20 protein-coding genes are annotated in these 22,610 nt (G+C 65.7%); 13 read left to right on the top strand and 7 right to left on the bottom strand.

The window, feature by feature from the left end; all coding sequences use genetic code 11:
* The first annotated feature begins 28 nt into the window (after positions 1-28).
* The 9 genes from ASB57_RS21000 to mdoH all read left to right on the top strand — a co-directional run bounded on the left by ASB57_RS21000 (position 29) and on the right by mdoH (position 11,052).
* Entirely contained in the window at positions 29-943 is a 915-nt protein-coding gene (locus tag ASB57_RS21000; protein WP_082621739.1) for a branched-chain amino acid ABC transporter permease, read from the top strand.
* Positions 940-2,706: an ATP-binding cassette domain-containing protein gene (locus tag ASB57_RS21005; RefSeq protein ID WP_057653971.1), complete on the top strand. Its 1,767-nt coding sequence runs from the start codon at positions 940-942 to the stop codon at positions 2,704-2,706. Before ASB57_RS21000 ends, ASB57_RS21005 begins: the two co-directional genes overlap by 4 nt.
* Before the next feature lie 9 nt (positions 2,707-2,715).
* Positions 2,716-3,438: an ABC transporter ATP-binding protein gene (locus ASB57_RS21010; RefSeq protein ID WP_057653972.1), complete on the top strand. Its 723-nt coding sequence runs from the start codon at positions 2,716-2,718 to the stop codon at positions 3,436-3,438.
* Between the two features lie 22 nt (positions 3,439-3,460).
* Positions 3,461-4,651: a CaiB/BaiF CoA-transferase family protein gene (locus ASB57_RS21015; RefSeq protein ID WP_057653973.1), complete on the top strand. Its 1,191-nt coding sequence runs from the start codon at positions 3,461-3,463 to the stop codon at positions 4,649-4,651.
* Between the two features lie 11 nt (positions 4,652-4,662).
* The gene (locus ASB57_RS21020) at positions 4,663-5,616 is read left to right on the top strand and encodes a hydroxymethylglutaryl-CoA lyase (RefSeq protein ID WP_057653974.1); all 954 of its coding nucleotides are present in this window, start codon (positions 4,663-4,665) and stop codon (positions 5,614-5,616) included.
* A gap of 175 nt (positions 5,617-5,791) precedes the next feature.
* Positions 5,792-6,154 carry a hypothetical protein gene (locus ASB57_RS21025; RefSeq protein WP_057653975.1) on the top strand — a complete coding sequence of 121 codons (363 nt, stop codon included), beginning with the start codon at positions 5,792-5,794 and terminating at the stop codon, positions 6,152-6,154.
* Between the two features lie 170 nt (positions 6,155-6,324).
* Positions 6,325-6,588: a DUF1488 family protein gene (locus ASB57_RS21030; RefSeq protein ID WP_057653976.1), complete on the top strand. Its 264-nt coding sequence runs from the start codon at positions 6,325-6,327 to the stop codon at positions 6,586-6,588.
* 419 nt (positions 6,589-7,007) lie between these two features.
* A complete protein-coding gene (locus ASB57_RS21035; protein ID WP_057653977.1) occupies positions 7,008-8,519 on the top strand; it encodes a glucan biosynthesis protein G in 1,512 nt (503 codons plus the stop codon).
* Positions 8,500-11,052: a glucans biosynthesis glucosyltransferase MdoH gene (mdoH, locus tag ASB57_RS21040; protein ID WP_057653978.1), complete on the top strand. Its 2,553-nt coding sequence runs from the start codon at positions 8,500-8,502 to the stop codon at positions 11,050-11,052. The genes ASB57_RS21035 and mdoH overlap by 20 nt, the downstream gene beginning before the upstream one ends.
* Before the next feature lie 75 nt (positions 11,053-11,127).
* On the opposite strand, the gene ASB57_RS21045 is transcribed toward mdoH, so the two are convergent.
* The 6 genes from ASB57_RS21045 to apaG form a co-directional block, all read right to left on the bottom strand.
* On the bottom strand, positions 11,128-11,823 hold the full coding sequence (locus ASB57_RS21045; RefSeq protein WP_057653979.1) for a LysR substrate-binding domain-containing protein: 696 nt from the start codon (positions 11,821-11,823) through the stop codon (positions 11,128-11,130).
* A 15-nt stretch (positions 11,824-11,838) separates the two neighbouring features.
* On the bottom strand, positions 11,839-12,789 hold the full coding sequence (locus ASB57_RS21050) for a D-2-hydroxyacid dehydrogenase family protein (RefSeq protein ID WP_057653980.1): 951 nt from the start codon (positions 12,787-12,789) through the stop codon (positions 11,839-11,841).
* A 239-nt stretch (positions 12,790-13,028) separates the two neighbouring features.
* Positions 13,029-13,868, bottom strand: a complete 840-nt coding sequence (locus ASB57_RS21055) for a DsbC family protein (RefSeq protein WP_057653981.1) — start codon at positions 13,866-13,868, stop codon at positions 13,029-13,031.
* 144 nt (positions 13,869-14,012) lie between these two features.
* Positions 14,013-15,182, bottom strand: coding sequence for a UbiH/UbiF family hydroxylase (locus ASB57_RS21060; RefSeq protein WP_057653982.1), 1,170 nt, complete (start codon positions 15,180-15,182; stop codon positions 14,013-14,015).
* Positions 15,179-16,522 carry a murein transglycosylase A gene (locus ASB57_RS21065; RefSeq protein ID WP_082621740.1) on the bottom strand — a complete coding sequence of 448 codons (1,344 nt, stop codon included), beginning with the start codon at positions 16,520-16,522 and terminating at the stop codon, positions 15,179-15,181. The genes ASB57_RS21060 and ASB57_RS21065 overlap by 4 nt, the downstream gene beginning before the upstream one ends.
* A gap of 148 nt (positions 16,523-16,670) precedes the next feature.
* Positions 16,671-17,045 (bottom strand): Co2+/Mg2+ efflux protein ApaG, encoded by a 375-nt coding sequence (apaG, locus tag ASB57_RS21070; RefSeq protein ID WP_057653983.1) that lies wholly within the window; start codon positions 17,043-17,045, stop codon positions 16,671-16,673.
* A 127-nt stretch (positions 17,046-17,172) separates the two neighbouring features.
* Between apaG and rpe the strand changes: the two genes are divergently transcribed.
* From rpe to ASB57_RS21090, 4 genes are all read left to right on the top strand, one after another.
* Positions 17,173-17,874 carry a ribulose-phosphate 3-epimerase gene (rpe, locus tag ASB57_RS21075; protein ID WP_057653984.1) on the top strand — a complete coding sequence of 234 codons (702 nt, stop codon included), beginning with the start codon at positions 17,173-17,175 and terminating at the stop codon, positions 17,872-17,874.
* A 15-nt stretch (positions 17,875-17,889) separates the two neighbouring features.
* Positions 17,890-18,585 carry a phosphoglycolate phosphatase gene (locus ASB57_RS21080; protein ID WP_057653985.1) on the top strand — a complete coding sequence of 232 codons (696 nt, stop codon included), beginning with the start codon at positions 17,890-17,892 and terminating at the stop codon, positions 18,583-18,585.
* A 262-nt stretch (positions 18,586-18,847) separates the two neighbouring features.
* Positions 18,848-20,368, top strand: a complete 1,521-nt coding sequence (gene trpE, locus ASB57_RS21085) for an anthranilate synthase component I (RefSeq protein WP_057653986.1) — start codon at positions 18,848-18,850, stop codon at positions 20,366-20,368.
* A 98-nt stretch (positions 20,369-20,466) separates the two neighbouring features.
* Complete coding sequence (locus tag ASB57_RS21090; RefSeq protein WP_057653987.1) at positions 20,467-21,561, top strand: hypothetical protein; 1,095 nt, start codon at positions 20,467-20,469, stop codon at positions 21,559-21,561.
* Here ASB57_RS21090 and ASB57_RS21095 read toward each other — a convergent pair.
* Positions 21,515-22,609, bottom strand: a complete 1,095-nt coding sequence (locus ASB57_RS21095) for an AbrB family transcriptional regulator (protein ID WP_156414227.1) — start codon at positions 22,607-22,609, stop codon at positions 21,515-21,517. The genes ASB57_RS21090 and ASB57_RS21095 overlap by 47 nt on opposite strands.
* Position 22,610 lies beyond the last annotated feature (1 nt).

The raw sequence follows: 22,610 nt of genomic DNA on the forward strand, positions 1-22,610 counted from the left end.
GGGGGCAACGGCGTCAGGGGGCCCCAGCATGCAGATACTACAAGCCATATTGAGTGGATTGGCCATGGGCAGCGTCTATGCCCTGGTCGCGTTCGGCTTCAGCATCACCTACACGACCACCAAGACCTTCAACTTTGGCCAGGGCGCGTTCCTGGCGCTGGCCGGCCTGATCGGCGTCAGCGCCATCGTGCTGCTGAGCCAGGGCCGCCTGACCGGCTTTCCGAATCCGGCCGACGTCACCTGGGGCGCGTTCCTGTTCGCCCTGTTCGCCGCCATGCTGGTGCTGGGCCTGCTCGGCTACCTGCTCTATGCCACGGCCATCAAGCACTTCGTAGGCGAAGCCGGCCTGTCGTGGGTCATGAGCACCATCGGCTTCGGCATCATCATCCAGAACCTGGCGCTGTTGATCTGGGGCCCCGCCCCCATCGCGCTGGCCTCGCCGCTGGGCGACGGCATCGTCAACATATTGGGTACCGGCGTGCGGCCGCAGGAAATCCTGGTGTTCGCCACCACCCTGGTCCTGATGATCGTGTTCGACTGGCTGCTGCACAAGACCAAGATGGGCAAGGCGGTGCGCGCCGTGGCTTTCAGCAAGGCCACCGCCAGCCTGATGGGCATCAACGCCAACGCCGTGGCCATCGGCGTGTTCGTCATCAGCTCCGCGCTGGCCGCCGTGGCCGGCGTGATGGTCGCCCCCATCGCCACCGCTTCCGTGTTCGTCGGCACGCTGCTGTCCTTGAAAGCGTTCTCCGCCGCCATCCTGGGCGGTCTGGAGAATCCGCGCGGCTGCATCTTCGGCGGCTTCCTGATCGGGCTGCTCGAATCGCTGATCGGCCTGTGGTACTCCAACCTGCGCGAGATCGCCGTCTTCGGCCTGATCATCGTGGTGCTGTATTTCCGTCCGGCCGGCATCCTGGGCCGTGTGCACGCGGAGAAAGTATGAATCTCGCAAAAATTCTCGCGCCGCTGATCGTCGCCGCCCTGGTCGTGGGCGTGGCCTATTCGGGCCTCAACGATTTCTATCTGCTGATCCTGTTCAACATCGGCATCTACTACATCGCCGCCACCGGCTTCAACATCCTGGTGGGCCAGACCGGCCAGAAGTCGCTGGGTCACGCGGGCCTGTTCGGCGTGGGCGCCTACACGGTGGCCCTGCTGACCGTGAATTATCAGGTCAATCCGTGGCTGGCCTTGCTGGCCGCCGTGGGCGTGTCGGGCGTGTTCGGCGTGCTGATCGCGATTCCGGCGCTGAAGGTCAAGGGCCCCAGCCTGGCCATGGTGACCATCGCCTTCGGCCTGCTGATCGAAAAGATCGTGTCGGAATGGACCGATGTCTTCAAGGGCCAGGAAGGCTTCTACGGCATCACCGGGCTGGCGATCAACGGCGCGCCGCTGGACAGCCGCCAGTGGGTCATCGTGGTGGTGGTGATCGGCCTGGCCCTGCATGCCATGACGTCGCTGCTGCTGAACGGCCGTTTCGGCCGCGGCTTCGCGGCGGTACGCACGTCCGAGATCGCCGCCGAAAGCGTGGGCATCAGCGTCTACCGCTTCAAGATCCTGGCGTTCACCATCAGCGCCATCACCTGCGGCATCGCCGGCGGCCTGGTGGCGCAGCAGAACCAGTACATCAACTCGGATTTCGTCAACTTCAACCTGTCGGTGTTCTTCCTGGTGCTGGTGCTGTTCGGCGGCCGCTCCCCGGTGGGCTCCTTCCTGGGCGCGGTGGTGCTGACCATCATCGACGCCATGCTGGCGCGCTGGCCTGAAGTGCAGCATTTCGCCTACGGCCTGATCCTGCTGTTCGCGCTGTATGCGATGCCCGAAGGCCTGTCCGGCCTGCTGGCCAAGGTGCTGCCCCGCCGCAGCAAGCTGTCGGATACCGACCGCGCGCAGGCCGGCACCTGGACTCCCGTGAAGCCGGCGGCCAGCGGCGGGCTCAGCTCGGCGTTCCTGGACGTCAAGGACCTGTACAAGGCCTTCGGCGGCGTGGTGCCCACCAACAAGGTGTCCTTCAGCCTCAAGCGCGGCGACATCGTTTCGCTGATCGGTCCCAACGGCGCGGGGAAGACCACCACCCTCAACCTGCTGTCCGGGCTGGTGAAGCCGGACGCCGGCACGATCCGCTTCCAGGACCGCGCGCTGGTGGGCCTGACGGCCAGCCAGATCGCCGGCGCCGGCATCGGCCGCACCTTCCAGAACCTGAAGCTGTTCGAAGGCCTGACCGCGCTGGAAAACGTCATGGTCGGGTTCTACCGCGTGCAGAAATCCGGCTTCGTCGCCAACCTGCTGGGCCTGCCTGGCGCCCTGGCGGAAGAACGGCGCATGCGCCGCGAGGCCTACGCCATCCTGACCTTCTTCGGCATGCAACGCTATGCCGACGACATCGCCAACAGCCTGCCCTACGGCCTGCAGCGACGCCTGGAAATCGCCCGCGCGGTGGCCGCCATGCCCGATCTGCTGCTGCTGGACGAGCCCGCGGCCGGTCTCAACCCGGCCGAGACCGAAGAACTGACGGACCTCATCGTCAAGCTGCGCGACAAGGGCCTGACCGTGCTGCTGATCGAACACCACATGGACCTGGTGATGGCCATTTCGGACCACATCGTCGTGCTGGACTACGGCATCAAGATCGCCGCGGGCCTGCCCAACCACATCCAGGAAAATCCCAAAGTCATCGAGGCCTATCTGGGCACGGCGGCGGCATAGGAGACGGCCATGACCCGATTGCTCGACATCAAGAACCTGGCGGTCAGCTATGGCGCCGTCAACGCACTCAAACAGGTCTCGCTGCACGTGGACAGCAACGAGATCGTCACCATCATCGGCGGCAACGGCGCCGGCAAGAGCACCATGATGCGGGCCTTGTCCGGCATCGAGAAGTCCAGCGGACAGGTGCTGTTCGACGGCCAGGACCTGGCCGGCATTCCCGCGCACAAGCGGGTCGGCCTGGGCATCGCCCACGTGCCGGAAGGCCGCCAGGTGTTTCCGGACCAGACCGTCTTCGACAACCTGATGCTGGGCGCTTTCCTGCGCCCTGAATCACCCGACGCGCTGATGCCGGAAATCGAAGCCTGCTTCGCCATGTTCCCCCGACTGAAGGAGCGCCGCGACCAATATGCCGGCACCCTGTCGGGCGGGGAACAGCAGATGCTGGCGATCTGCCGGGCGCTGATGGGCAAGCCGCGCATCCTGATGCTGGACGAACCGTCGCTGGGCCTGGCGCCTTTGATCGTGGCGGAGATCTTCCGCATCATCAAGTCATTGAAGGACCGCGGCATGACCATCCTGCTGGTGGAACAGATGGCCAACCAGGCGCTGTCGATTTCCGATCGCGCCTATGTGCTGGAAGTCGGCCACATCGTCATGGAAGGAAGCGGCCAGGAATTGCTGGTCAGCGACCGCGTGCGCGAAGCCTATCTGGGCAAGCAGAAACACTGAGACAAGATTCACGAGGCTATCCATGTCTAACAAACCTTTGAGCGGCATCCGCGTGCTTGAACTGGGCCAGCTCATCGCCGGTCCGTTCGCCGCCAAGATGCTGGGCGAATTCGGCGCCGAGGTCATCAAGATCGAGCCCCCCGGCAAAGGCGACCCCCTGCGCAACTGGCGGCTGCTGCACGACGGCACGTCGGTCTGGTGGCAGGTGCAGTCGCGCAACAAGAAGTCCGTCAGCCTGGACCTGCGCCAGGCCGAAGCGCAGGACCTGATCCGCGCCATGATCAAGGACGTCGACGTGGTGGTGGAAAACTTCAAGCCGGGCGCCATGGAGAAATGGGGCCTGGGCTGGGAAGACCTGCGCGCCATCAACCCGCGGCTGGTGATGCTGCGCGTGTCGGGCTACGGCCAGACCGGGCCTTATCGCGACCTGCCCGGCTTCGGCGCCATCGGCGAGGCCATGGGCGGCCTGCGCCACCTAAGCGGCGAACCGGACCGCACGCCGGTGCGGGTGGGCATTTCCATCGGCGACTCGCTGTCGGCCCTGCATGGCGTGATCGGCATCCTGCTGGCCCTGCGCACCCGCGACCAGAGCGGCGTGGGGCAGATGATAGACGTGGCGCTGTATGAGTCCGTCTTCAACATGATGGAAAGCCTGCTGCCCGAGTACGCGGTCTTCGGCGAAGTGCGCCAGCCCGCCGGCAGCAGCCTGCCCGGCATCGCGCCCAGCAATGCCTATCGTTGCCAGGACGGCAAGTACGTGCTGATCGCCGGTAACGGCGACAGCATCTTCAAGCGCTTGATGGGCGTGATCGGGCGCCAGGACCTGGCCGACCTGCCGGAGCTGGCCAACAACAGCGGCCGCGTGCGGCACGTGGAGATGCTGGACGCGGCGATATCCGAATGGACGGGCCGCCATGGCATGGACGAGGTGCTGCAGCGCCTGAACGAAGGCCAGATCCCGGCGGGCAAGATCTACGACGTAGCCGACATCGCCGGCGACCCCCACTTCCGCGCACGCGACATGATTCTCGACGGCACGCTGCCCGATGGCACGCCCATCCAGTTGCCCGGCATCGTGCCGAAGCTGTCGGCCACTCCCGGCGAAGTGCACAGTCCCGCGCCCACCTTGGGCCAGCATACCGACGAAGTGCTGGACGCGCTGGGTGTGGACGCGCAACGCCGTGCCGACTGGCGCGCGCGCGGCATCATCTGAGGAACCCTGCCATGACGACGCAATCCAAGCCCGGCAAGAAGCTGTACATACAGGAAGTCGCGCCCCGCGACGGCTTCCAGAACGAAAAGCTGTTCATCGAGACCGAAGACAAGATCGCCTTCATCGACCGGCTGTCCGCCGCGGGCTACGCCAAGATCGAGGTGACCTCCTTCACCTCGCCCAAGGCCATTCCCGCGCTGCGCGATGCCGAGATCGTCATGCATCGCATCCAGCGCAATCCGGACGTGGTCTACACCGTCCTGGTGCCGAACGTGCGCGGCGCCCAGCGGGCGCTGGAATGCAATGTCGATGAAGTGAATCTGGTGATGTCGGTCAGCGAGACGCACAACCAGGCCAATCTGCGCATGACCCGCGCGCAGTCGCTGGACCAGTTGGCCGACGTGATCTCGGCGGTACGCGGCAGCCGCGTCGACATCAACGTGTCGCTGTCCACCGTCTTCGGCTGCCCCATGGAAGGCGATATCGATCCCTATCAGGTGTTCGAACTGGTGGGCCGCTTCGCCGCCCTGGGCGCGCACGGCGTGACCCTGTGCGACACCACCGGCATGGCCTATCCGTCGCAAGTGGCGCGCATCGCCCGCGAGACGCGCAAGCTGTTCCCGGACCTGACCTTGACCTTGCACTTCCACAACACGCGCGGCATGGCGCTGGCCAATACCATGGCGGCGCTGGACGAGGGCGTGGACCGCTTCGACGCCTCCCTGGGCGGCCTGGGCGGCTGCCCCTATGCGCCCGGCGCCAGCGGCAATGCCTGCACCGAGGAACTGGTGCACATGCTGAACCTGATGGGCTACGACACCGGCATCGACGTACAGCAACTGCTGGACATCGGCGCGGCCCTGCCCACGATGGTGGGCCACGACGTGCCCAGCCAGTTGCTCAAGGCGGGCCCCCGTTCGCGCCTGCATCCGGCGCCGACGCAGGGCGCGCCGAAGCAGGCGTAAGCCGGCCAGGCCACGAAGGCTCGGGGATTGCCAGCCAGCAATCCCCAAGGCGCCCCTGAAGAATGTTACTAATAAATTCATCGCACGCGTGTGGTTGGAGGCACGCCACTTGCGGAACTGTCGGTGCTTTGCACTCTGTTCAACCCCCGTCCAAAGTGACGGCAAGGAGATAGATATGAAGATTCGCCAACTGACTTCCGCTGTGGCCATCGCCTCTTTCTGCATCATGGGCGCGGCCCAGGCCCAGACGATGGCTCCGACCACGCCCTCCACCACGCCGAATGACAGCACGGCGACTCCGCCGAACAATTCCAAGGTGCCCGCCGGCACGGCGAATCCCACGTCCAAGAACTCGGGCGCCACGCCTGCTGCCAACACGCAAAAGGGCACCAAGAACAGCGACGCCACGCATAAGAGTGGCTCGAAGAGCCATTCGAGCGGTTCGATGAACCATTCGAGCGGTTCCATGAGCAAGGGCACCAGCGGTAATATGGCCGAACCCACCAATTCCGCCCCCAATACCGGCGGCTCCCGCTAAGCGTGAGGCGCGCCGTCGCCACCACGGCGCCAGGCTCGCGGTATCTGCGTGTGGAACCCGCACGTCATTGACGCGACTCACGCCGGGCGGCGGCCCCAGTTTCAACCGTCATGCGCACGCGCCATCCGGCCCGTGCGCATGACGTTTGCTTCACGCACGGGAGATGCACCATGGGAACTTTTGCCAGCGCGACCAATGCCCAAGTCAAGGATGACGACATCATCTTTTCCCTGACTATCAAGGGCGAGCCACGCAAGTTTGAAATTTCCGGCGACGCCCTGCGGGAATGCTTCGGCGCCGAGGACGGCACCGGCAGCGCCCTGCTCAAGGCCTTCGAACGCGGCAGCGAACGCATACGCGCCGCGGCTGAAGAAGCGCTCAACGCCCCTACGGACGGCATCACGCCACTAGGCACCGGCGACTTCGAAGAGTAGACCCACCCCCGAGGCGCGCTGCGCCTCCCCCTCAAGGGGGGCGAAGGGAAACCCACCCCCAGGCGCGCTGCGCCTCCCCCTCAAGGGGGCGACACTGGCGGACTGGCAAAGCCAGCTCCGCGGTGTCTGCGATGGGGGTGGAGTTATTGAGTAGCCGGGCAATAAGTGCGTCCGATCCGCACGCAATTAGCGGCTTTCCTCAATCAGCCACGCTGAATTAAGGAAATACGCCTCGCAAGAATTTATTTCACGTTTCCGGGGGTCCTGGCCCAATCCGTGGGGACATTGTGCAAAAATCGCGCTGTTACACCCCTCCCACCCACCGGAGCCAGAGGCCGACTCACGTGTTCTCGTTTTCTTATCGCCGGTTGACCGGCGCGTTGTCTGCCCTTGCCTTAACGACGGCTGCGTTCGCCGGAATGGGTCTTGCCCAATCCGCGCAGGCCTTCTCGTTCTTCGACGTCATGAAACAGGCCAGGGAACTGGCCGACAAAAGCTATAAGGCCCCCGAACCCAACCTGCCCGATTCGCTGCAGGAGTTGAAGTTCGCCGGCTATCAGCAAGTCCGTTTCAAGAACGACCGTCTGCATTGGCGCGGCGCCGGCACCAAATTCCAGCTGAATTTCTATCACGAGGGCATGCACTTCAACACCCCCGTGAAGATCAACGAGATCGACGCCGCCGGCGTCCATGAAATCCAGTTCGATCCCAACGACTTCGACTACGGCAGCCTGAAGCTGGATCCGTCGGCCCTCAAGAACCTGGGCTTCGCCGGTTTCCGCGTGCTGTATCCGGTCAACAGCAAGGACAAGAAGGACGACGAACTCGCCTCCTTCCTGGGCGCAAGCTATTTCCGCGTCATCGGCAAGGGCCAGACGTATGGCCTGTCCGCGCGCGGCCTGGCGATCGACACCGCCCTGCCCTCCGGCGAGGAATTCCCGCGCTTCCGTGAGTTCTGGATCGCCCGGCCTTCCCCGGAAGACAACTACCTGACCATCTACGCGCTGCTCGACTCGCCGCGCGCCACCGGTGCCTACCGCTTCGTGCTGCGTCCCAATAGCGAAGACACGGTGATCGACGTCAAGGCCCGCATCTTCCTGCGCGACCAGGTCGGCCGTCTGGGTGTGGCGCCGCTGACCAGCATGTACCTGTTCGGCTCCAACCAGCCCTCGCAGGTCACCAACTATCGTCCGGAAATGCACGATTCGGATGGCCTGGCCATCCACACCGGCAACGACGAATGGGTCTGGCGTCCGCTCAACAACCCGCGCCGCCTGCAGGTCAGCGCCTTCTCGGCGGAGAACCCCAAGGGCTTCGGCCTGCTGCAACGTGGCCGCGACTTCAGCCGCTATGAAGACCTGGACGATCACTACGAGAAGCGGCCCAGCCTGTGGATCGAGCCCAAGACCGACTGGGGCAAAGGCAGCGTGCAACTGGTCGAGATCCCCACGAAAGATGAAACCAATGACAACATCGTGGCGTTCTGGGTTCCGGAAAAGCCGCCCGGCAAGGGCGAGCCGCTGGACGCGGATTACCGCATGACCTGGACGATGAACGACAGCAAGGCCCACGCAACGCCGTTGGCCTGGGTCGCTCAGACCCGCCGTTCGCGTGATGAAGTCAAAGGCTCCGACCTGGTGCGTCGTTCCGACGGCAGCATCACCTTCGTGGTCGACTTCGTCGGTGATTCGCTCAAATCGCTGCCCACCGACTCCACCGTCACCGCCGACACGTGGGTCGACGGCAACGGCCAGATCGTCGAAAACAGCGTACGTCCCAACAGCGTGACAGGCGGCCGCCGCCTGACCTTGCGGGTGAATGTCAAAGATCAGACCAAACCGGTGGAAATGCGGGCTTTCCTGACCAATGGCCAAGCGCCTTTGTCGGAAACCTGGAGCTATCGCCTGCCCAATGAACCTGAAGCTAAATAATCCCTCCTCCCTGGAAGACGTCTCGGATTACCTGAGCCGTCTGGCCCTTCCGCCCGAGAACCGAACGGCTTTCGAGCGGCTGGCCTCGGAGGCAGCCAGCGCGGGCGATCCGCCGCTGGACGCCGTGCACCGCCAATTGGCCGACGGCGCGCCGCCCGCGGACGACGCCGTCGCCGCTTCGGCGCGCGGCCGGCTGGCAGCCAGCGACGCGGTCGACCAGGCCGCGGCGGAACACGCGACCCAGACCGAGACGGCCGGCATCTGCCTGCCTTCGGCCCCGCCGCTGAACCGCACGCCCATGTCGCCGGAGCCCTGGATCACCAACCCGCTGGTGCGGGGCTGGCGCCGTCTGAAGGGCGGAAGCCAACCCCCCGCGCCTGACTACGAGGCGGTCGCCCCGCACATGGATCAGAGCTGGCGCCGGGCGGGCAGCCGCCGGCGCATGGCGCTGCTGTTCCTGGTGGTGGTGCAGACGGTCATCGCTACCTACTATATGAAGGGCGTGCTGCCCTATCAGGGCCGCCAGATCCTGGAAATCGGCATTCTTTTCCTGTTCGCCTTGCTGTTCGCCTGGGTGTCGGCCGGTTTCTGGACCGCCATGATGGGCTTCCTGCAACTGCTCATCGGGCGCGACCGCTACAGCATTTCAGCCCGCGGCGTCGACAACAAGCCCATCGAGCCGAACGCGCGTACCGCCCTGGTCATGCCGATCTGCAACGAGGACGTCTCGCGCGTCTTTGCCGGGCTGCGGGCCACATATGAGTCGCTGGCCCAGACGGATTCGCTGGACCGCTTCGACATCTTCATCCTTAGCGACAGCTACAAGGCCGACATCTGCGTGGCCGAACAGCGGGCCTGGGTCGAATTGTGCAAGGCGGTGGGAGGCTTCGGCCGCATCTTCTACCGCCGCCGCCGCCGCCGGGTCAAGCGCAAGAGCGGCAATATCGACGACTTCTGCCGCCGCTGGGGCGCCAACTACCGCTACATGGTGGTGCTGGACGCCGACAGCGTGATGAACGGCGAATGCCTGAAGTCGCTCGTACAGCTGATGGAAGCCAGCCCCGACGCCGGCATCATCCAGAGCTCGCCGCAAGCCAGCGGCATGGACAGCCTGTACGCCCGCATCCAGCAATTCGCCACCCGCGTCTACGGCCCGCTGTTCACGGCCGGCATGCATTACTGGCAGCTGGGCGAGTCGCACTACTGGGGGCATAACGCCATCATCCGGCTGGCGCCGTTCATGCGCCACTGCGTGCTGGCGCCACTGCCAGGGAAGGGGTCGTTCTCCGGCGCCATCCTGTCGCATGACTTCGTCGAAGCCGCGCTGATGCGGCGCGCCGGCTGGGGGGTGTGGATCGCCTACGATCTGCCGGGCAGCTATGAAGAACTGCCGCCCAACCTGCTGGAAGAATTGCAGCGCGACCAGCGTTGGTGCCACGGCAACCTGATGAATTTCCGGCTGTTCTTCATCCGCGGCTTCCATCCGGTGCACCGGGCGGTGTTCCTGACCGGCGTGATGTCCTATCTGTCGGCGCCCCTGTGGTTCCTGTTCCTGCTGCTGTCGACCGCGCTGTTGGCGGTGCATACGCTGACCGAACCACAGTACTTCGTCGAACCACGCCAGTTGTTCCCGATCTGGCCGCAATGGCATCCGGACAAGGCCATCGCCCTGTTCTCGACCACCTTCGTGCTGCTGTTCCTGCCCAAGATCCTCGGCATCCTGCTGGTCTGGGCGCGCGGCGCCAAGCTGTATGGCGGCCGGGGCCGCGCCCTGCGCAGCATGCTGCTGGAAGTGATGTTCTCGATGTTGCTGGCGCCGGTGCGGATGCTGTTCCACACGCGCTTCGTCGTCGCCGCCTTCCTGGGGCTGTCGGCCAAGTGGATTTCGCCGGCCCGCGACAACGACGCGACCACCTGGGGTGACGCGCTCAAACGCCATGGCGGCCAGACCTTGCTGGGTATTTGCTGGGCGGCACTGGTGGCCTGGCTCAATCCGGTCTTCCTGCTGTGGATGTTGCCCATTCTGGCGTCGCTGCTGCTGATCATCCCGCTGTCGGTGGCCTCCAGCCGCGTCGACCTGGGCCGGCGGGCGTATCTGGATCGCCTGTTCCGTATTCCGGAAGAGACCCAGCCGCCGACCGAATTGCAGGCGACCCGGCGTTATACCGCGCAGAACCGTGGCGTGCCGCACATCCCCACTTTCGAGGATGCGGTGGCCGACCCCACCGTCAACGCCCTGGCCTGCGCCATGGCTACCGGCCGCCACCGGCCCAACGCGTTGAATCAAGCCCAGCGCGACAAGCAGGTGGAGCGGGTGCTGGACCTTGGCGTGGACGTGCTGACCGAACCGCAGAAGATCAAGCTGCTGGACGATCCCGTGGTGTTGGCGCGCGTGCATGCGGGGATCTGGAACAGCCAGGCCGACCATGCGGTGCATCTGCGCCAGCGTACCGCCCCGCCGCCGCCTGAAGATGCCATCCCCGTGGCGCCGGATGAGTCGGACACGGTGCAGGCACAGGTGCAAATGGCCTGAGGGCCTGATGACGTAACCGGCCTGATGACGTGACGAGCCTGAGCGCCGCCGGCCTGGCTGGGCCGGTAGCGGCGCTCAGACGATGTCGGCCAGGTGGGTGGCGCTGGTCGCACGGATCAGCGCCATGAAATCCACCAGGCAGGGTTTGTCGCAGTCTTCCGTGCGGGTAGCCGCCCAGACGTCCGCGATCAATCCCTGTGCCGTGATCGGCCGCGCCGTGACGTCCTTGCGCTGCAAATACGGCTCCACGACCCAGCGCGGCAATACGGCGATGCCGCGGCTGGTCGACACGCGCATCACGATGGCCAAGGTCAACGCCATCGTGCGCCGGGTGTAAGGAATACCTGCCGGCTTCAGCAGCTTCCGCACGATGTTCAGCGCATCTTCCTGAATCGGATAGGTCACCAGCTCCGCGTCACGAAAGTCCTCGGCTTCGAGGACTTTTTTTTGCGCCAGCGGATGGTCGTTGGCCAGGATGGCCATCAGGCGATAGCGAAACAGGTTGAAGAACTCGGTGTGGGGTTCCGGCTCAAGATGGTCCACCAGGGCGATGTCCGCGACATGCGCGTTTGCGACATGCGCGTCCGCGACCTGCTCGTGCAGCAGGGACACCGGGTCGGATGGATGGCCGGTCACCACCTCGATATCGACCTGCGGCCAACGCGCCCGCATCGCGTCGACGGACGGCGTCAGCCATTCCAGGCAGGTATGGCACTCAAGCGCGATCCGCAAGGATTCGCGCTTGGGCGGCGGCCCGGCGCCCGGCGTCATCGCCGTCGTGCCGGATCAGAGTTCCCGGATCGGCTTGCCCGCCGCCCACGCCTCGATGGCGTCGACGACGTTGACGTAGTACGCGCGGAAATTGTCTTCGCTGACGTAGCCCAGGTGCGGCGTCAGCACGACGTTGTCCAGCTGGCGTATGGGATCGTCGGCCGGCAGGGGCTCGACGCTATAGACGTCCAGGCCCGCCGCGGCGATGCGCTTGTGGCGCAGTGCCGCCATCAAGGCGTCCTGGTCGACCAGGCCCGCGCGCGAGGTGTTCACCAGGAACGCCGTCGGCTTCATCGCCTGGAACGCCCCGGCATCGACCACATTGCGCGTACGGTCGGACAGGATCAGGTGGATGCTGACCACATCCGACGTGGCGAACAGGTCTTCCTTGCTGACGTAAGTCGCCCCGCCCTCTTGCGCCCGTTCCGGCGTCAGGTTGGGACTCCAGGCCACCACGTCCATTTCGAATGCCTTGCCGTAGCGCGCCACGGCCTGCCCCAGCTTGCCCAGGCCCAGCAGGCCCAGGCGCTTGCCGGCCAGCGGCAGCGGCATACCGGTCTGCCAGCCGCCCCGGCGCATGTTGACGTCTTCGGTGCAGAGGTTCTTGAACAAGCCCAGGATCAGCGTCCACGCCAGTTCGGACGTGGCGGTGACGGCATCCGCCGCGCCGGGCGCGCCCGAAACCGTGATGCCACGGGCCTTGCAGGCGGCCAGGTCGACGGCGTTGTTGCGCAGGCCGGTGGTGACCAGCAGGCGCAGATTGGGCAAGGCATTGATCAGCGCCGCCGGAAAGGGCGTGCGCTCGCGCATGATCACGATGACGTCGAAGGACTGCAGCGCCGCGGCGCGTTCAGCTTCGGGAAGGTATTCACGGAACACCTTTATCTTGGCCTGCGGGCCCAGCTTGGACCAGTCAGCGTAATCGGCGGCGACGCCGTGGTAGTCGTCAAGAATCGCGATATTCAAAGCCGTCTCCAGAAGGAATAAGGGGCCGCGAGCCGAGGCAGGGGTGTCAGTGAACGCGTGGTACCGCTCGCCGTCGGTACTTCATGGCTGGTTTTCTGTCTGCCTCGGGAGCATAGAGTAATCACGCTGACAATGCGACGGGGGCGTGAGGCTGGCGGCATCGAAAGGCGCTCTCCCGCATGGACGGGGCGTAAAAAAACGTCCCCCCAGGGGGACGTTTTGTCTTGGCCCGGCCTGGCTTACTTGGCGTCCAGGCGCGCCTGCAATTCGTCGGCCGGCAAGGCGCCGCTGACGCGGCTGCCGTTGGCGAAGAACAGGGTCGGCGTGCCGCGCACCATCAGCTTCTGGCCCAGGGTCAGCAACTTGTCCACAGGCGCGCTGCAGTTCGCCGTCGGCGGCGTCTTGCCATGCAGCATCCAGTCGTCCCACGTGGCGGCCTTGTCGGACGAGCACCACACGTCCCGCACCTTGGTCTTGGAATCCGGCGCCAGGATGGGGTACAGGAACGTATAGATGGTCAGGTTCGTCTGCCCTTCCAGGGTGTGGCGCAATTGCTTGCAGTAGCCGCAATTGGGGTCCTCGAAAATCGCCACCTTGCGCGCGCCATTGCCGCGCACCTGCTTGATGGCCAGATCCAGGGGCAGCTGGTCGAAGGAGACCGCGCCCAGCTTCTCCTGGCTTTCCCGCGTGACGTCGCGGCGCGTGGCGGCATCGATCAGCGGTCCTTCCATCACCCAGGACACGTTTTCATTGGTGTAGACCAGGTCCATGCCGATCTGCACTTCGAAAGGGCCATAGGGCGTGCGCCGCACGGCGGTGACCTGCATATCGGGGAATTTTTCGGCGAAGCGGCTTTTGACGGCGTCGGCCACCGGGTCGGCCGCGGCTTGGCTGGTGCCGACCGTCTTCGCGCCGGCGGGCGCGGGCTGGTTGGTGCCATAGACCTTGGCGCCGGCGCCGGCAGGCTGGCCGGCCGATTGCGTGGAAAGGACCTTGTCCTGGGCCTGCGCGGGGGCTGTCATTGCCAGTACGCCGGCAAGGGCAAACGCCGCGGCGGCGGGCCAGAATCGAAAATTCATTACATCTCCAGATAGCAATTTTTGATGCAGGGCGTCCCCCCCGGGGACCAGGCGGATCATAGGCGTTGGACACCGATCCGGCCGTACGGTTCATCTCCCTGGGGCAACGCTGGTAATCGATATAAACGGCCTATCCACGGCCGATCATAGCCCGGAGGCTTCGGCGATCAAACGCCGCTTGAGCATGGGCGTCTGGTCCACCAGGGTCATGCCGGCATTACGCAGCCAGGCCAGGGGCATGGAGTGGCTGCCGAACAGGCGATGCAGGCCATCCGTGGCCAGCCGCATGGCCAGCAGCGGCTCGGCGCGAGCCCGGCGGTAACGGCGCAGCACCCGGATATCGCCCGCCGCGCGGAAGGATTCACGCTCGGCCACCACCTGGGCCAGGGCCAGGGCGTCGCCCAGCCCCAGATTGAGCCCCTGCCCGGCCAGCGGATGCACCCGATGGGCCGCATCGCCGACCAGGGCCAGCCCCGGCGCGATCATCTCGGCCTGCTCCAGGAACAAGGGAAAACCGTGGACCGGCGCATTGACCGTCAGCCGGCCCAGCCGCCCTGCCGTGGCCAGCGCCAGGTCGGCTTCCAGCCGGGCTGCCTGCTCGGCGGCAGGCAGGGCCTGGATCGCCTTGGCCGCGGCGCTGCGCAGGGACCAGACCAGCGAGACCTGGGGCCCCCGCGCGCTGTCGGGCAGCGGCAGCAGCGCCAGCACGCCATCTTCGCGGAACCACTGCAAAGCCGTGCCCTGATGCGGAATCTCCACATCCAGGTGCGTGACCAGGGCGATGTCGTCATAGGGCGCCGATTGCTGCCGCAAGCCGGCGGCGAGCCGCAGCGGCGACTTGGCGCCGTCCGCGCCGATGACCAGATCGGCGCGCAACTGGCCGCCCTGCTCTGTCAGCACCGCGCCGCTCTGATAGCCGACGCAGCGGTCCTGGATCCAGGAAATGCCCGACAGGCGGGCGGCCTGCGTCAAAACTCTTTCAATTTCGCTGGATTCGACGATCCAGGCCAGTTGCGGCACGGCCGCCTGCCACGCATCCAGGGTGACGCAACCGTCGGCGTCGCCGTGGATTTCCATGGCCTGCACCGCCATGATGCGTTCCGCCGGCAATGCGTCCCAGATACCCAGCTCGGCCAGAAAACGCTGGCTGGCCGGCGAAATGGCGTAAACGCGCGGATGATACGGGTCGCCCGCCGGCGCCAGCGGAGCCGGCAGTGGCGCCAGTATTTCCACGGGCTGCTTGCGTCGGGCCAGGGCCAGGGCGGTGGCCAGGCCGACGATGCCGGCACCGCAAACCAGAATTTCCTTGCTCATCGCGCCGATGGCTCCCCTGCCTGTTTGGGCCACAACACCCACATCTGGCCGCGCTGCTTCATACGGCCCGCCAGCTGCCCGGCCTCGTCGCCGTAGCCCCAATAGACGTCGGTACGCGCCGCGCCGCGGATGGCCGTGCCCGTATCCTGGGCGAACACCAGGCGGTCGAAAGGCTGCTCCGATGCCGGCATGGTGGTGTCCAGGAACACCGGCGTACCCAGGGGCACGAAGCTGGCGTCCACCGCGACCGCCCGGCGCGCCGCCAGCGGCAGGCCATAAGCGCCGCGCGGCCCGATCTCGGGATCCGTCACCACCTCTTCGCGGAAGAACACCACCGCGGGATTGGCATTGAGCATTTCCTGCACACGGCCGGGATTACGCTGCGCCCAGGCACGAATATTCTGCATCGAGGCCTGATCGGCCGTCATCTGCCCTTTTTCCACCAGCCAGCGGCCGATCGAGGCATAGGGCTGGCCGTTGTGATCGGCGTAGGCCAGGCGCACCGTCTTGCCGGCGTCCGGACCGTCGGTCAACTGGACCCGGCCCGAACCCTGCACCTGCAGGAAGAAATTGTCGACGGGATCGTCGACGTAGACCAGGGCGGGAGGCCGGCGGGCGGGATTGGCGTCCATGGCGGCCCGGGTGTCATAGGGCACCACACGCTTGCCGTCCAGCTTGCCGCGCACCCGCTTGCCCGCCAGCTCCGGATAGATGGAACCCAGGTCTATGGTCAGCAGGTCGGCCGGCGGTGCGTAGAGCGGCCATTGATGCAGGCCACTTTGCACGCGCGAACCCCGCACCAGCGGCTCGTAATAGCCGGTGACGGTGTTGCTGGCCGGCTTGCCGTCGGCGCCCAGCAGGCGCCAGGGCTGCAGGTAAGTCTGCAGGAAGCGCCGCACGCTTTCGGGGTCATTGGCGGCCGGCATGCGGGCCGGATCGATGGCGGCCGCGCAGACCGGCTGCCAGGCACGCGGCGCGGCACGGGCCGGCACGCTCAGGTTGCCCGACGTGGGCCGCATCAGGCCCTTGCAGTTGCGCAGGAACAGCGGCCAGAAATTCACCAGGTCGTCCTCGCGCCAGCGCGGCAGATCGGCGTAATTCACCCGCTGGAAACGGCCGGCCATGGTGCGTGCGGGGGTATCCGGCAACGCCGCCAGGGAAGGCACCTTCAGCGGACTTTCCGGCGCGGCGACGGCGGGACCGGCCGGGGTTTCCGTGCCTTCAGGCTCAGGCTCCACCGTCGAACAACCGGCCACGACCAAGGCAGCGGCCAGCAGGGCGCCGGCGCGCACGAAGTGACGGGAAGGCAGGATAGCGGGCAGCGTAACGCTAGCGGTCATGCGGGAAAATCTTCGGAAAGTCTGAGACATACGTAAGGTCGGGGCCTTGAATGGCGGCGCGGTCCAGGCCGGTACAGCCCGCAACGCATGGTAGCGGGCGGCGGCCGGCGCGCCATGATCGGCGTCATGCGGCCGGCGCGGACGGCTGTCAATGCAAGGTACGCGGCATCGCCAGCAGGAATTCGGGAATGGTCACCTCGAACGGGATGCCGTTTTCACCGACGCAATGATAGGTACCACGCATGGTACCTACCGGCGTGGGCAGCGGACAGCCGCTGGTGTATTCAAAGGTTTCGCCCGGCGCCAGCAGAGGTTGCTGGCCGACCACGCCCAAGCCGCGCACTTCCTGCACGCGTTCGTTGCCATCGACGATGATCCAATGGCGGCTGATGACCTGCGCCGGGTTCTGCCCGGTATTGGTGATACGGACCGTGTAGGCGAACACGAACTGCTGCTCGCCGGGGTCGGACTGTTCGGGCACGAAGTGCGGGTCGACAGTCACGGAAAGATCGTAAGGTTTCACGGGTTTTCCGGCTCTCCAGGATGGCCTGGCCGCATGCGGGCGCGGCAAACTGCAATAATGGCACATTATCCGCCGAATTCCCTTGGCCTCCCCGCCGTCCTCTTTCCCTGCACGAGCGCCGATCATCATGTCCCTGACTCCCGCCCCCCGCATCGCCCCCAGCATTCTGTCCGCCGATTTCGCCCGCCTGGGTGAGGAAGTGCGCAACGTCATCGAGGCCGGCGCGGACTGGATTCACTTCGACGTCATGGACAACCATTACGTCCCCAACCTGACCATCGGCCCCATGGTCTGTGCCGCCATCCGTCCGCATGTGAAGGCGCCCATCGACGTACACCTGATGGTCGAACCCGTGGACGCCCTGATTCCTGAGTTCGCCAAGGCCGGCGCCGACATCATCTCCTTCCACCCCGAAGCCACGCGCCATATTGACCGCACCCTGTCGCTCATCCGCGACCATGGCTGCAAGGCCGGCCTGGTCTTCAACCCCGCCACGTCGCTGGAACACCTGGACTACGTGATGGACAAGGTGGACCTGGTGCTGATCATGTCGGTCAACCCCGGTTTCGGCGGCCAGAGCTTCATCGAAAACACACTGGTGAAGTTGCGCCAGGCGCGCGCGCGCATCGACCGCTGGACCGAAGCCGGCGGCCATCACATCGCGCTGGAAGTGGACGGTGGCGTGAAGGTCGAGAACATCGCCCAGATCCACGCCGCCGGGGCCGATACCTTCGTCGCCGGCTCGGCCATCTTCGGCAAGCCCGACTACAAGGCCGTCATCGACGCCATGCGCCAGGAACTGGCGCGCGCCAAGACGCTGACGGCTTAAACAGGAATCGCCTCCATGACTACATTCCGCGCCGCCCTGCTGGACCTCGATGGCACCCTGCTGGACTCCATTCCCGACCTGGCCATGGCGGCCAATGCCATGCGGGTGGAACTGGGCATGGACGTGCTGCGGGAGGACGTCATCGCCACCTTCGTGGGCAAGGGCGTGGACAACCTGGTGCGCCGTACCCTGGCCGCCTCGCTGGACGGCGATGCCGCCGACGAAACGCTGTTCCAGCGCGCCCGCGAGTCCTTCTATCGCCACTACCATCTGGTCAACGGCGACAAGGCCGTGGTGTTCGATGGTGTCATGGACGGCCTGAAGGCCATGCGCGACCTGGGGCTGAAACTGGCCGTGGTCACCAACAAACCCACGGAATTCACGCTACCCCTGCTGCAACGCACCGGGCTGGCCGGTTTTTTCCAGGCGGTGGTCTGCGGCGATACCTGCGAGCGCAAGAAGCCCGATCCGCAACCGGTGGCGCATGCCTGCACGCTGCTGGACGTGCCCCCCGAGTTCGCGGTCACCATCGGCGATTCACTGAACGACACCCAGGCCGGCCGTGGCGCGGGCACCCGTACCCTGGTGGTGCCTTATGGCTACAACGAAGGCGTCGACGTGCGGACCCTGGAAGTCGATGGTATAGTTGCCACGCTAGTCGACGCCGCCGACTGGATCGCGCGCGATGGCGCCGTTCTAAAAACGGCTTAAGCACGGCTTGAAGCTTCACCCCCCAATTCCTTTACCCGTATTCGTCAACGATCATGATCGCCCTGACCCTGTCGCAACCCGCTCGCGCCACCTGGCGCTGGTGGCGTTTGTCTTCCGGGTGGCGATGACCGACGCGCCGCGCTGAACGTATTCGTACAAGGCGCAGCACACAGCAGGACATTCCCAAGCCCGGAACCAGATCATGGCCGGGCTTTTTGCTGTTTACCGCCCGGCGTGCACCAAACACCCACCCGAGAACGACATGACCGAACTGGAATTCAAAGCGCTGGCCAAGGAAGGCTATAACCGCATCCCCCTGGTGGCCGAAACCTATGCCGACCTGGACACCCCGCTGGCGATCTACCTGAAGCTGGCCCACGCCGGCCCGCAAGGCGGCCGCATGAGCTGCCTGCTGGAATCGGTGGTCGGCGGCGAGCGCTTCGGCCGCTACTCCTTCATCGGCCTGCCCGCCAGCACCGTGATCCGCGCCAACGGCAGGTTGACCGAGGTGCTGCGCGACGGCAAGGTGATCGAGACCCATGAGGGCGATCCCCTGGCCTTCATCGAGCAATATCAATCCCGCTTCAAGGTGGCCCTGCGTCCGGGCATGCCGCGTTTCGCCGGCGGCCTGGCGGGTTACTTCGGCTACGACACCGTGCGCCACATCGAGCCGCGCTTGGGCCCGGCCGTCAAGCCCTTCCCGGCCGGCATGGACGAAGGCACGCCGGACATCATGCTGCTGCACGTCGATGAACTGGTCATCGTCGACAACCTGGCGGGCCGCATCTACCTGATGGTCTACGCCGATCCGGCCAAGCCCGAAGCCTACGCGCAAGCCCAGCAGCGCCTGCGCGAGCTGCGCGCCAAGCTGCGCAAACCGGTGGAGATTCCCTACAGCCACGCCAGCATGCAGACCGAGGAAAGGCGTGACTTCAAGAAAGAGGATTACCTGGCCGCCGTGCGCCGTGCCAAGGAATACATCGCCGCCGGCGACCTGATGCAGGTGCAGGTGGGCCAGGTCATCGCCAAGCCTTTCCGTGACTCGCCGCTGTCGCTGTATCGCGCGCTGCGGTCCCTGAATCCGTCGCCCTACATGTACTTCTGGAATTTCGGCGACTTCCAGGTGGTGGGCTCGTCACCGGAGATCCTGGTGCGCCAGGAGCGCGTGATCGAACAGGGCGCGGAAAAATCGCAGATCACCGTGCGTCCGCTGGCCGGCACCCGCAAGCGCGGCGGCACGCCCGAGGAAGACGCCGCCCTGGCCGCGGAACTGCGCGCCGACCCGAAGGAGGTCGCCGAGCACGTCATGCTGATCGACCTGGCGCGCAATGACGTCGGCCGCGTGGCCGAGGTGGGTTCGGTCAAGGTGACCGACACCATGGCCATCGAACGCTACTCGCACGTCATGCACCTGGTGTCCAACGTCACCGGCAATCTGGACCCCAAGATGACCAGCATGGACGTGCTGCGCGCGGCCTTCCCCGCCGGTACGCTCACCGGCGCGCCCAAAGTGCGCGCCATGGAACTGATCGACGAACTGGAACCCGTGCGCCGCGGCATCTACGGCGGCGCGGCCGGCTACCTGAGCTACGGCGGCGAAATGGACGTGGCCATCGCCATCCGCACGGGCGTGATCAAGAACGGCACGCTGTACGTGCAAGCCGCCGCCGGCATCGTCGCGGACTCCAGTCCCGAAGCCGAATGGGCCGAAACGGAAGCCAAGGCGCGCGCGGTCCTGCGGGCAGCCGAGCAGGTGCAGAACGGACTGGACGAACCGAACTGAAGCCACTGCGAAACTGATTCGAGCCGGCCGTTACTCAGCGGTATCGACGGCCCGGTCCCTGCACGGGCCGGGCCGTTTTTACTGAACGAGACTCAGCCATGCCCGTATCCGTTTCTTCCATCAGCAACTACAGCCGCGACTACGGCCGTTCTTACCTGGACGCGCAACGGCCCCTGCCGAAAGATGCGTTGCCTGCCGAAAAATGCCTGTTCCTCTCGTCGGTGCCCGCCATCCAGGCCAAAACCGTCCGCAGGGCATTTTTTTATTTTCCGAAACACCCGCCCCTGCCGTCAGAGGCCCCACCGGCACCACCGACGATCCTCACCACAAAGAACACTGGCCAACAGCGCGTGTCGCGTGCCCACTCGGACTCGGGCATCTCCGACTGCGGCGCCAGCAGCGACGAAGACACCGGTCATACTGACGACCGCATCCCGCCCCGCCCCGCCAGCGCGCCGCCCAGACTGCAGGTGCCACTGGCGGAGCCGGAATATGGGCCAGAAGACAATCCGGAGGACCTGTTCGACGTCCCACCAGAGACGCGACCCGACGTGATGCCGCAAGCGTCCGCCGCACCCAAGCCGTGGTACAGCGGCATCGGCGACATCGGCAACTTCGTCAAGACGCAGATGAATTATGTACGCGAAGGCTTCAAGGTGCTGTTGAGCCCGCTACGGCACCTGGTCCACCCGGCGTCATCCAAGCCGGCTCCCACTGCTTCGACGCAAATCGCGCTGTTCACGTTGGAACCGGGTCTGGCGGCCGCGCAACGCGCCCTCAAACAACTGCGGCAGGTCAACGACATGGACGCATTCAGGCAGCTCAACCTCAGGGGCTTCACCAGCCAATATGGTTTTCTTGACCCCGACAGCAACCCGGCGACCGACCAGCGCGACACGGCCAGCGCCATGGCCCACGATCATGGCCAGGCCAGGCTGCTGGCCCAGAACACCTTTCAGCAGATCGTTCCCCCTGACGCGCAAGACGCGTTCAAGAAAAGCCAGGCGCTGTTGATGCGCTACGGACACGTGGACATCAGGGGCTTGAGGTATATCGACACCATGCCGGAGCCGGCCGACTTCGCGGCGTTCAAGAAAGCGCATATCGACGCCTTGACCGCTTTCATCGGCCCCGTCGACATGCTGATCAAGTCCCTTCCAGCACACGCCCCCGTACCACCCGGCTCGCGATGAAGCGGGCAATGGCGGGGCCCGTGATCACCACCAGCACGAAGCGCAAAGTCTGCATCGCCAGCACGAAGGACATGTCCACATCGTGGCTGGTCGCCGCGATGATGGCCACCGAGTCGGCGCCGCCGGGGCTAGTGGCCAGGTAGGCGGTCAAGGGATCGATGCCGGCCAGCTTCACCAGGGCCACGGCGAACAGGCCGCAAATACCGATCAGCGCGAAAGTCGACACCAGCACCTTGGGCAGCGCCCGCCACGCCACCGCCAGGATGGGGCGTGTGAAGCGCAGCCCGATATTCCAGCCGACGACGGCGTAAGCCAGGGCCAGCAACCAGGGCGGCAGTTCCAGGGTCATGCCTTCGACCAGGTGCAGGGCGATGCCGATACCCATGGGCAACAGCAAGGCGCCCGCCGGCACGCGCAGCACGGTTCCCAGCCAGGAGCCGCCCAAAGCCAGCACCATCGTGAAGACGAAGGGCCAGGGCGACACCGGCGGAAACCAGTCGGTCGCCACGGCCGGGGCGGCTTCCGGCACCCCGCTATCCATGAACAGATGCGCCACCAGCGAGGCCACCAGGGCCACGCACACCACCCGCAGATACTGCATGAAGGCGACCAGGCGCGTGTCGGCGCCATAGGACGCCGCCATCAGGGTCATCGCGGCGGCCGCGCCGGGCGATGAACCCCACACCGCGGTGGTGCCCGGAAAGACGCGCCAGCGCGCCAGCAACCAGCCCAGGCCATTGGCCGCGATCGTCACCGCGGCCACGCCGCCGAAAAACAAAGGCCATTTGTCGGCCACCGTGCCCACCACCGAAGGCGGGATGCCGCGCGCGATCATGCAGCCGATCAGGCCTTGCGCCGCAACGAACAGCGGGCCGGACAAGCGCACCTGCATGCCCACCACCATGGCCAATACGGCCGCCACCATGGGGCCGAGCATCAAGCCCGCGCCCAGGCCGGCATGGTGCAGCAGCGCAGCCAGCGCGGCGGACACCCCGATCAGCAGGGACCAGGCGCGTAAACGGGGCAGCAGCACGCGGGGGAATGTCATG

Source organism: Bordetella sp. N, from assembly GCF_001433395.1.
Classification (GTDB): Bacteria; Pseudomonadota; Gammaproteobacteria; order Burkholderiales; family Burkholderiaceae_B; genus Bordetella_C.

Excerpts from the sequence above, each read along its gene's own strand:
- ASB57_RS21000 (WP_082621739.1), top strand. The coding sequence starts at position 29 with ATGCAGATACTACAAGCCATATTGAGTGGATTGGCCATGGGCAGCGTC.
- ASB57_RS21005 (WP_057653971.1), top strand. The coding sequence starts at position 940 with ATGAATCTCGCAAAAATTCTCGCGCCGCTGATCGTCGCCGCCCTGGTC.
- ASB57_RS21010 (WP_057653972.1), top strand. The coding sequence starts at position 2,716 with ATGACCCGATTGCTCGACATCAAGAACCTGGCGGTCAGCTATGGCGCC.
- ASB57_RS21015 (WP_057653973.1), top strand. The coding sequence starts at position 3,461 with ATGTCTAACAAACCTTTGAGCGGCATCCGCGTGCTTGAACTGGGCCAG.
- ASB57_RS21020 (WP_057653974.1), top strand. The coding sequence starts at position 4,663 with ATGACGACGCAATCCAAGCCCGGCAAGAAGCTGTACATACAGGAAGTC.
- ASB57_RS21025 (WP_057653975.1), top strand. The coding sequence starts at position 5,792 with ATGAAGATTCGCCAACTGACTTCCGCTGTGGCCATCGCCTCTTTCTGC.
- ASB57_RS21030 (WP_057653976.1), top strand. The coding sequence starts at position 6,325 with ATGGGAACTTTTGCCAGCGCGACCAATGCCCAAGTCAAGGATGACGAC.
- ASB57_RS21035 (WP_057653977.1), top strand. The coding sequence starts at position 7,008 with ATGGGTCTTGCCCAATCCGCGCAGGCCTTCTCGTTCTTCGACGTCATG.
- mdoH (WP_057653978.1), top strand. The coding sequence starts at position 8,500 with ATGAACCTGAAGCTAAATAATCCCTCCTCCCTGGAAGACGTCTCGGAT.
- ASB57_RS21045 (WP_057653979.1), bottom strand. The coding sequence starts at position 11,823 with ATGACGCCGGGCGCCGGGCCGCCGCCCAAGCGCGAATCCTTGCGGATC.
- ASB57_RS21055 (WP_057653981.1), bottom strand. The coding sequence starts at position 13,868 with ATGAATTTTCGATTCTGGCCCGCCGCCGCGGCGTTTGCCCTTGCCGGC.
- ASB57_RS21060 (WP_057653982.1), bottom strand. The coding sequence starts at position 15,182 with ATGAGCAAGGAAATTCTGGTTTGCGGTGCCGGCATCGTCGGCCTGGCC.
- ASB57_RS21065 (WP_082621740.1), bottom strand. The coding sequence starts at position 16,522 with ATGACCGCTAGCGTTACGCTGCCCGCTATCCTGCCTTCCCGTCACTTC.
- rpe (WP_057653984.1), top strand. The coding sequence starts at position 17,173 with ATGTCCCTGACTCCCGCCCCCCGCATCGCCCCCAGCATTCTGTCCGCC.
- ASB57_RS21080 (WP_057653985.1), top strand. The coding sequence starts at position 17,890 with ATGACTACATTCCGCGCCGCCCTGCTGGACCTCGATGGCACCCTGCTG.
- trpE (WP_057653986.1), top strand. The coding sequence starts at position 18,848 with ATGACCGAACTGGAATTCAAAGCGCTGGCCAAGGAAGGCTATAACCGC.
- ASB57_RS21090 (WP_057653987.1), top strand. The coding sequence starts at position 20,467 with ATGCCCGTATCCGTTTCTTCCATCAGCAACTACAGCCGCGACTACGGC.
- ASB57_RS21095 (WP_156414227.1), bottom strand. The coding sequence starts at position 22,609 with ATGACATTCCCCCGCGTGCTGCTGCCCCGTTTACGCGCCTGGTCCCTG.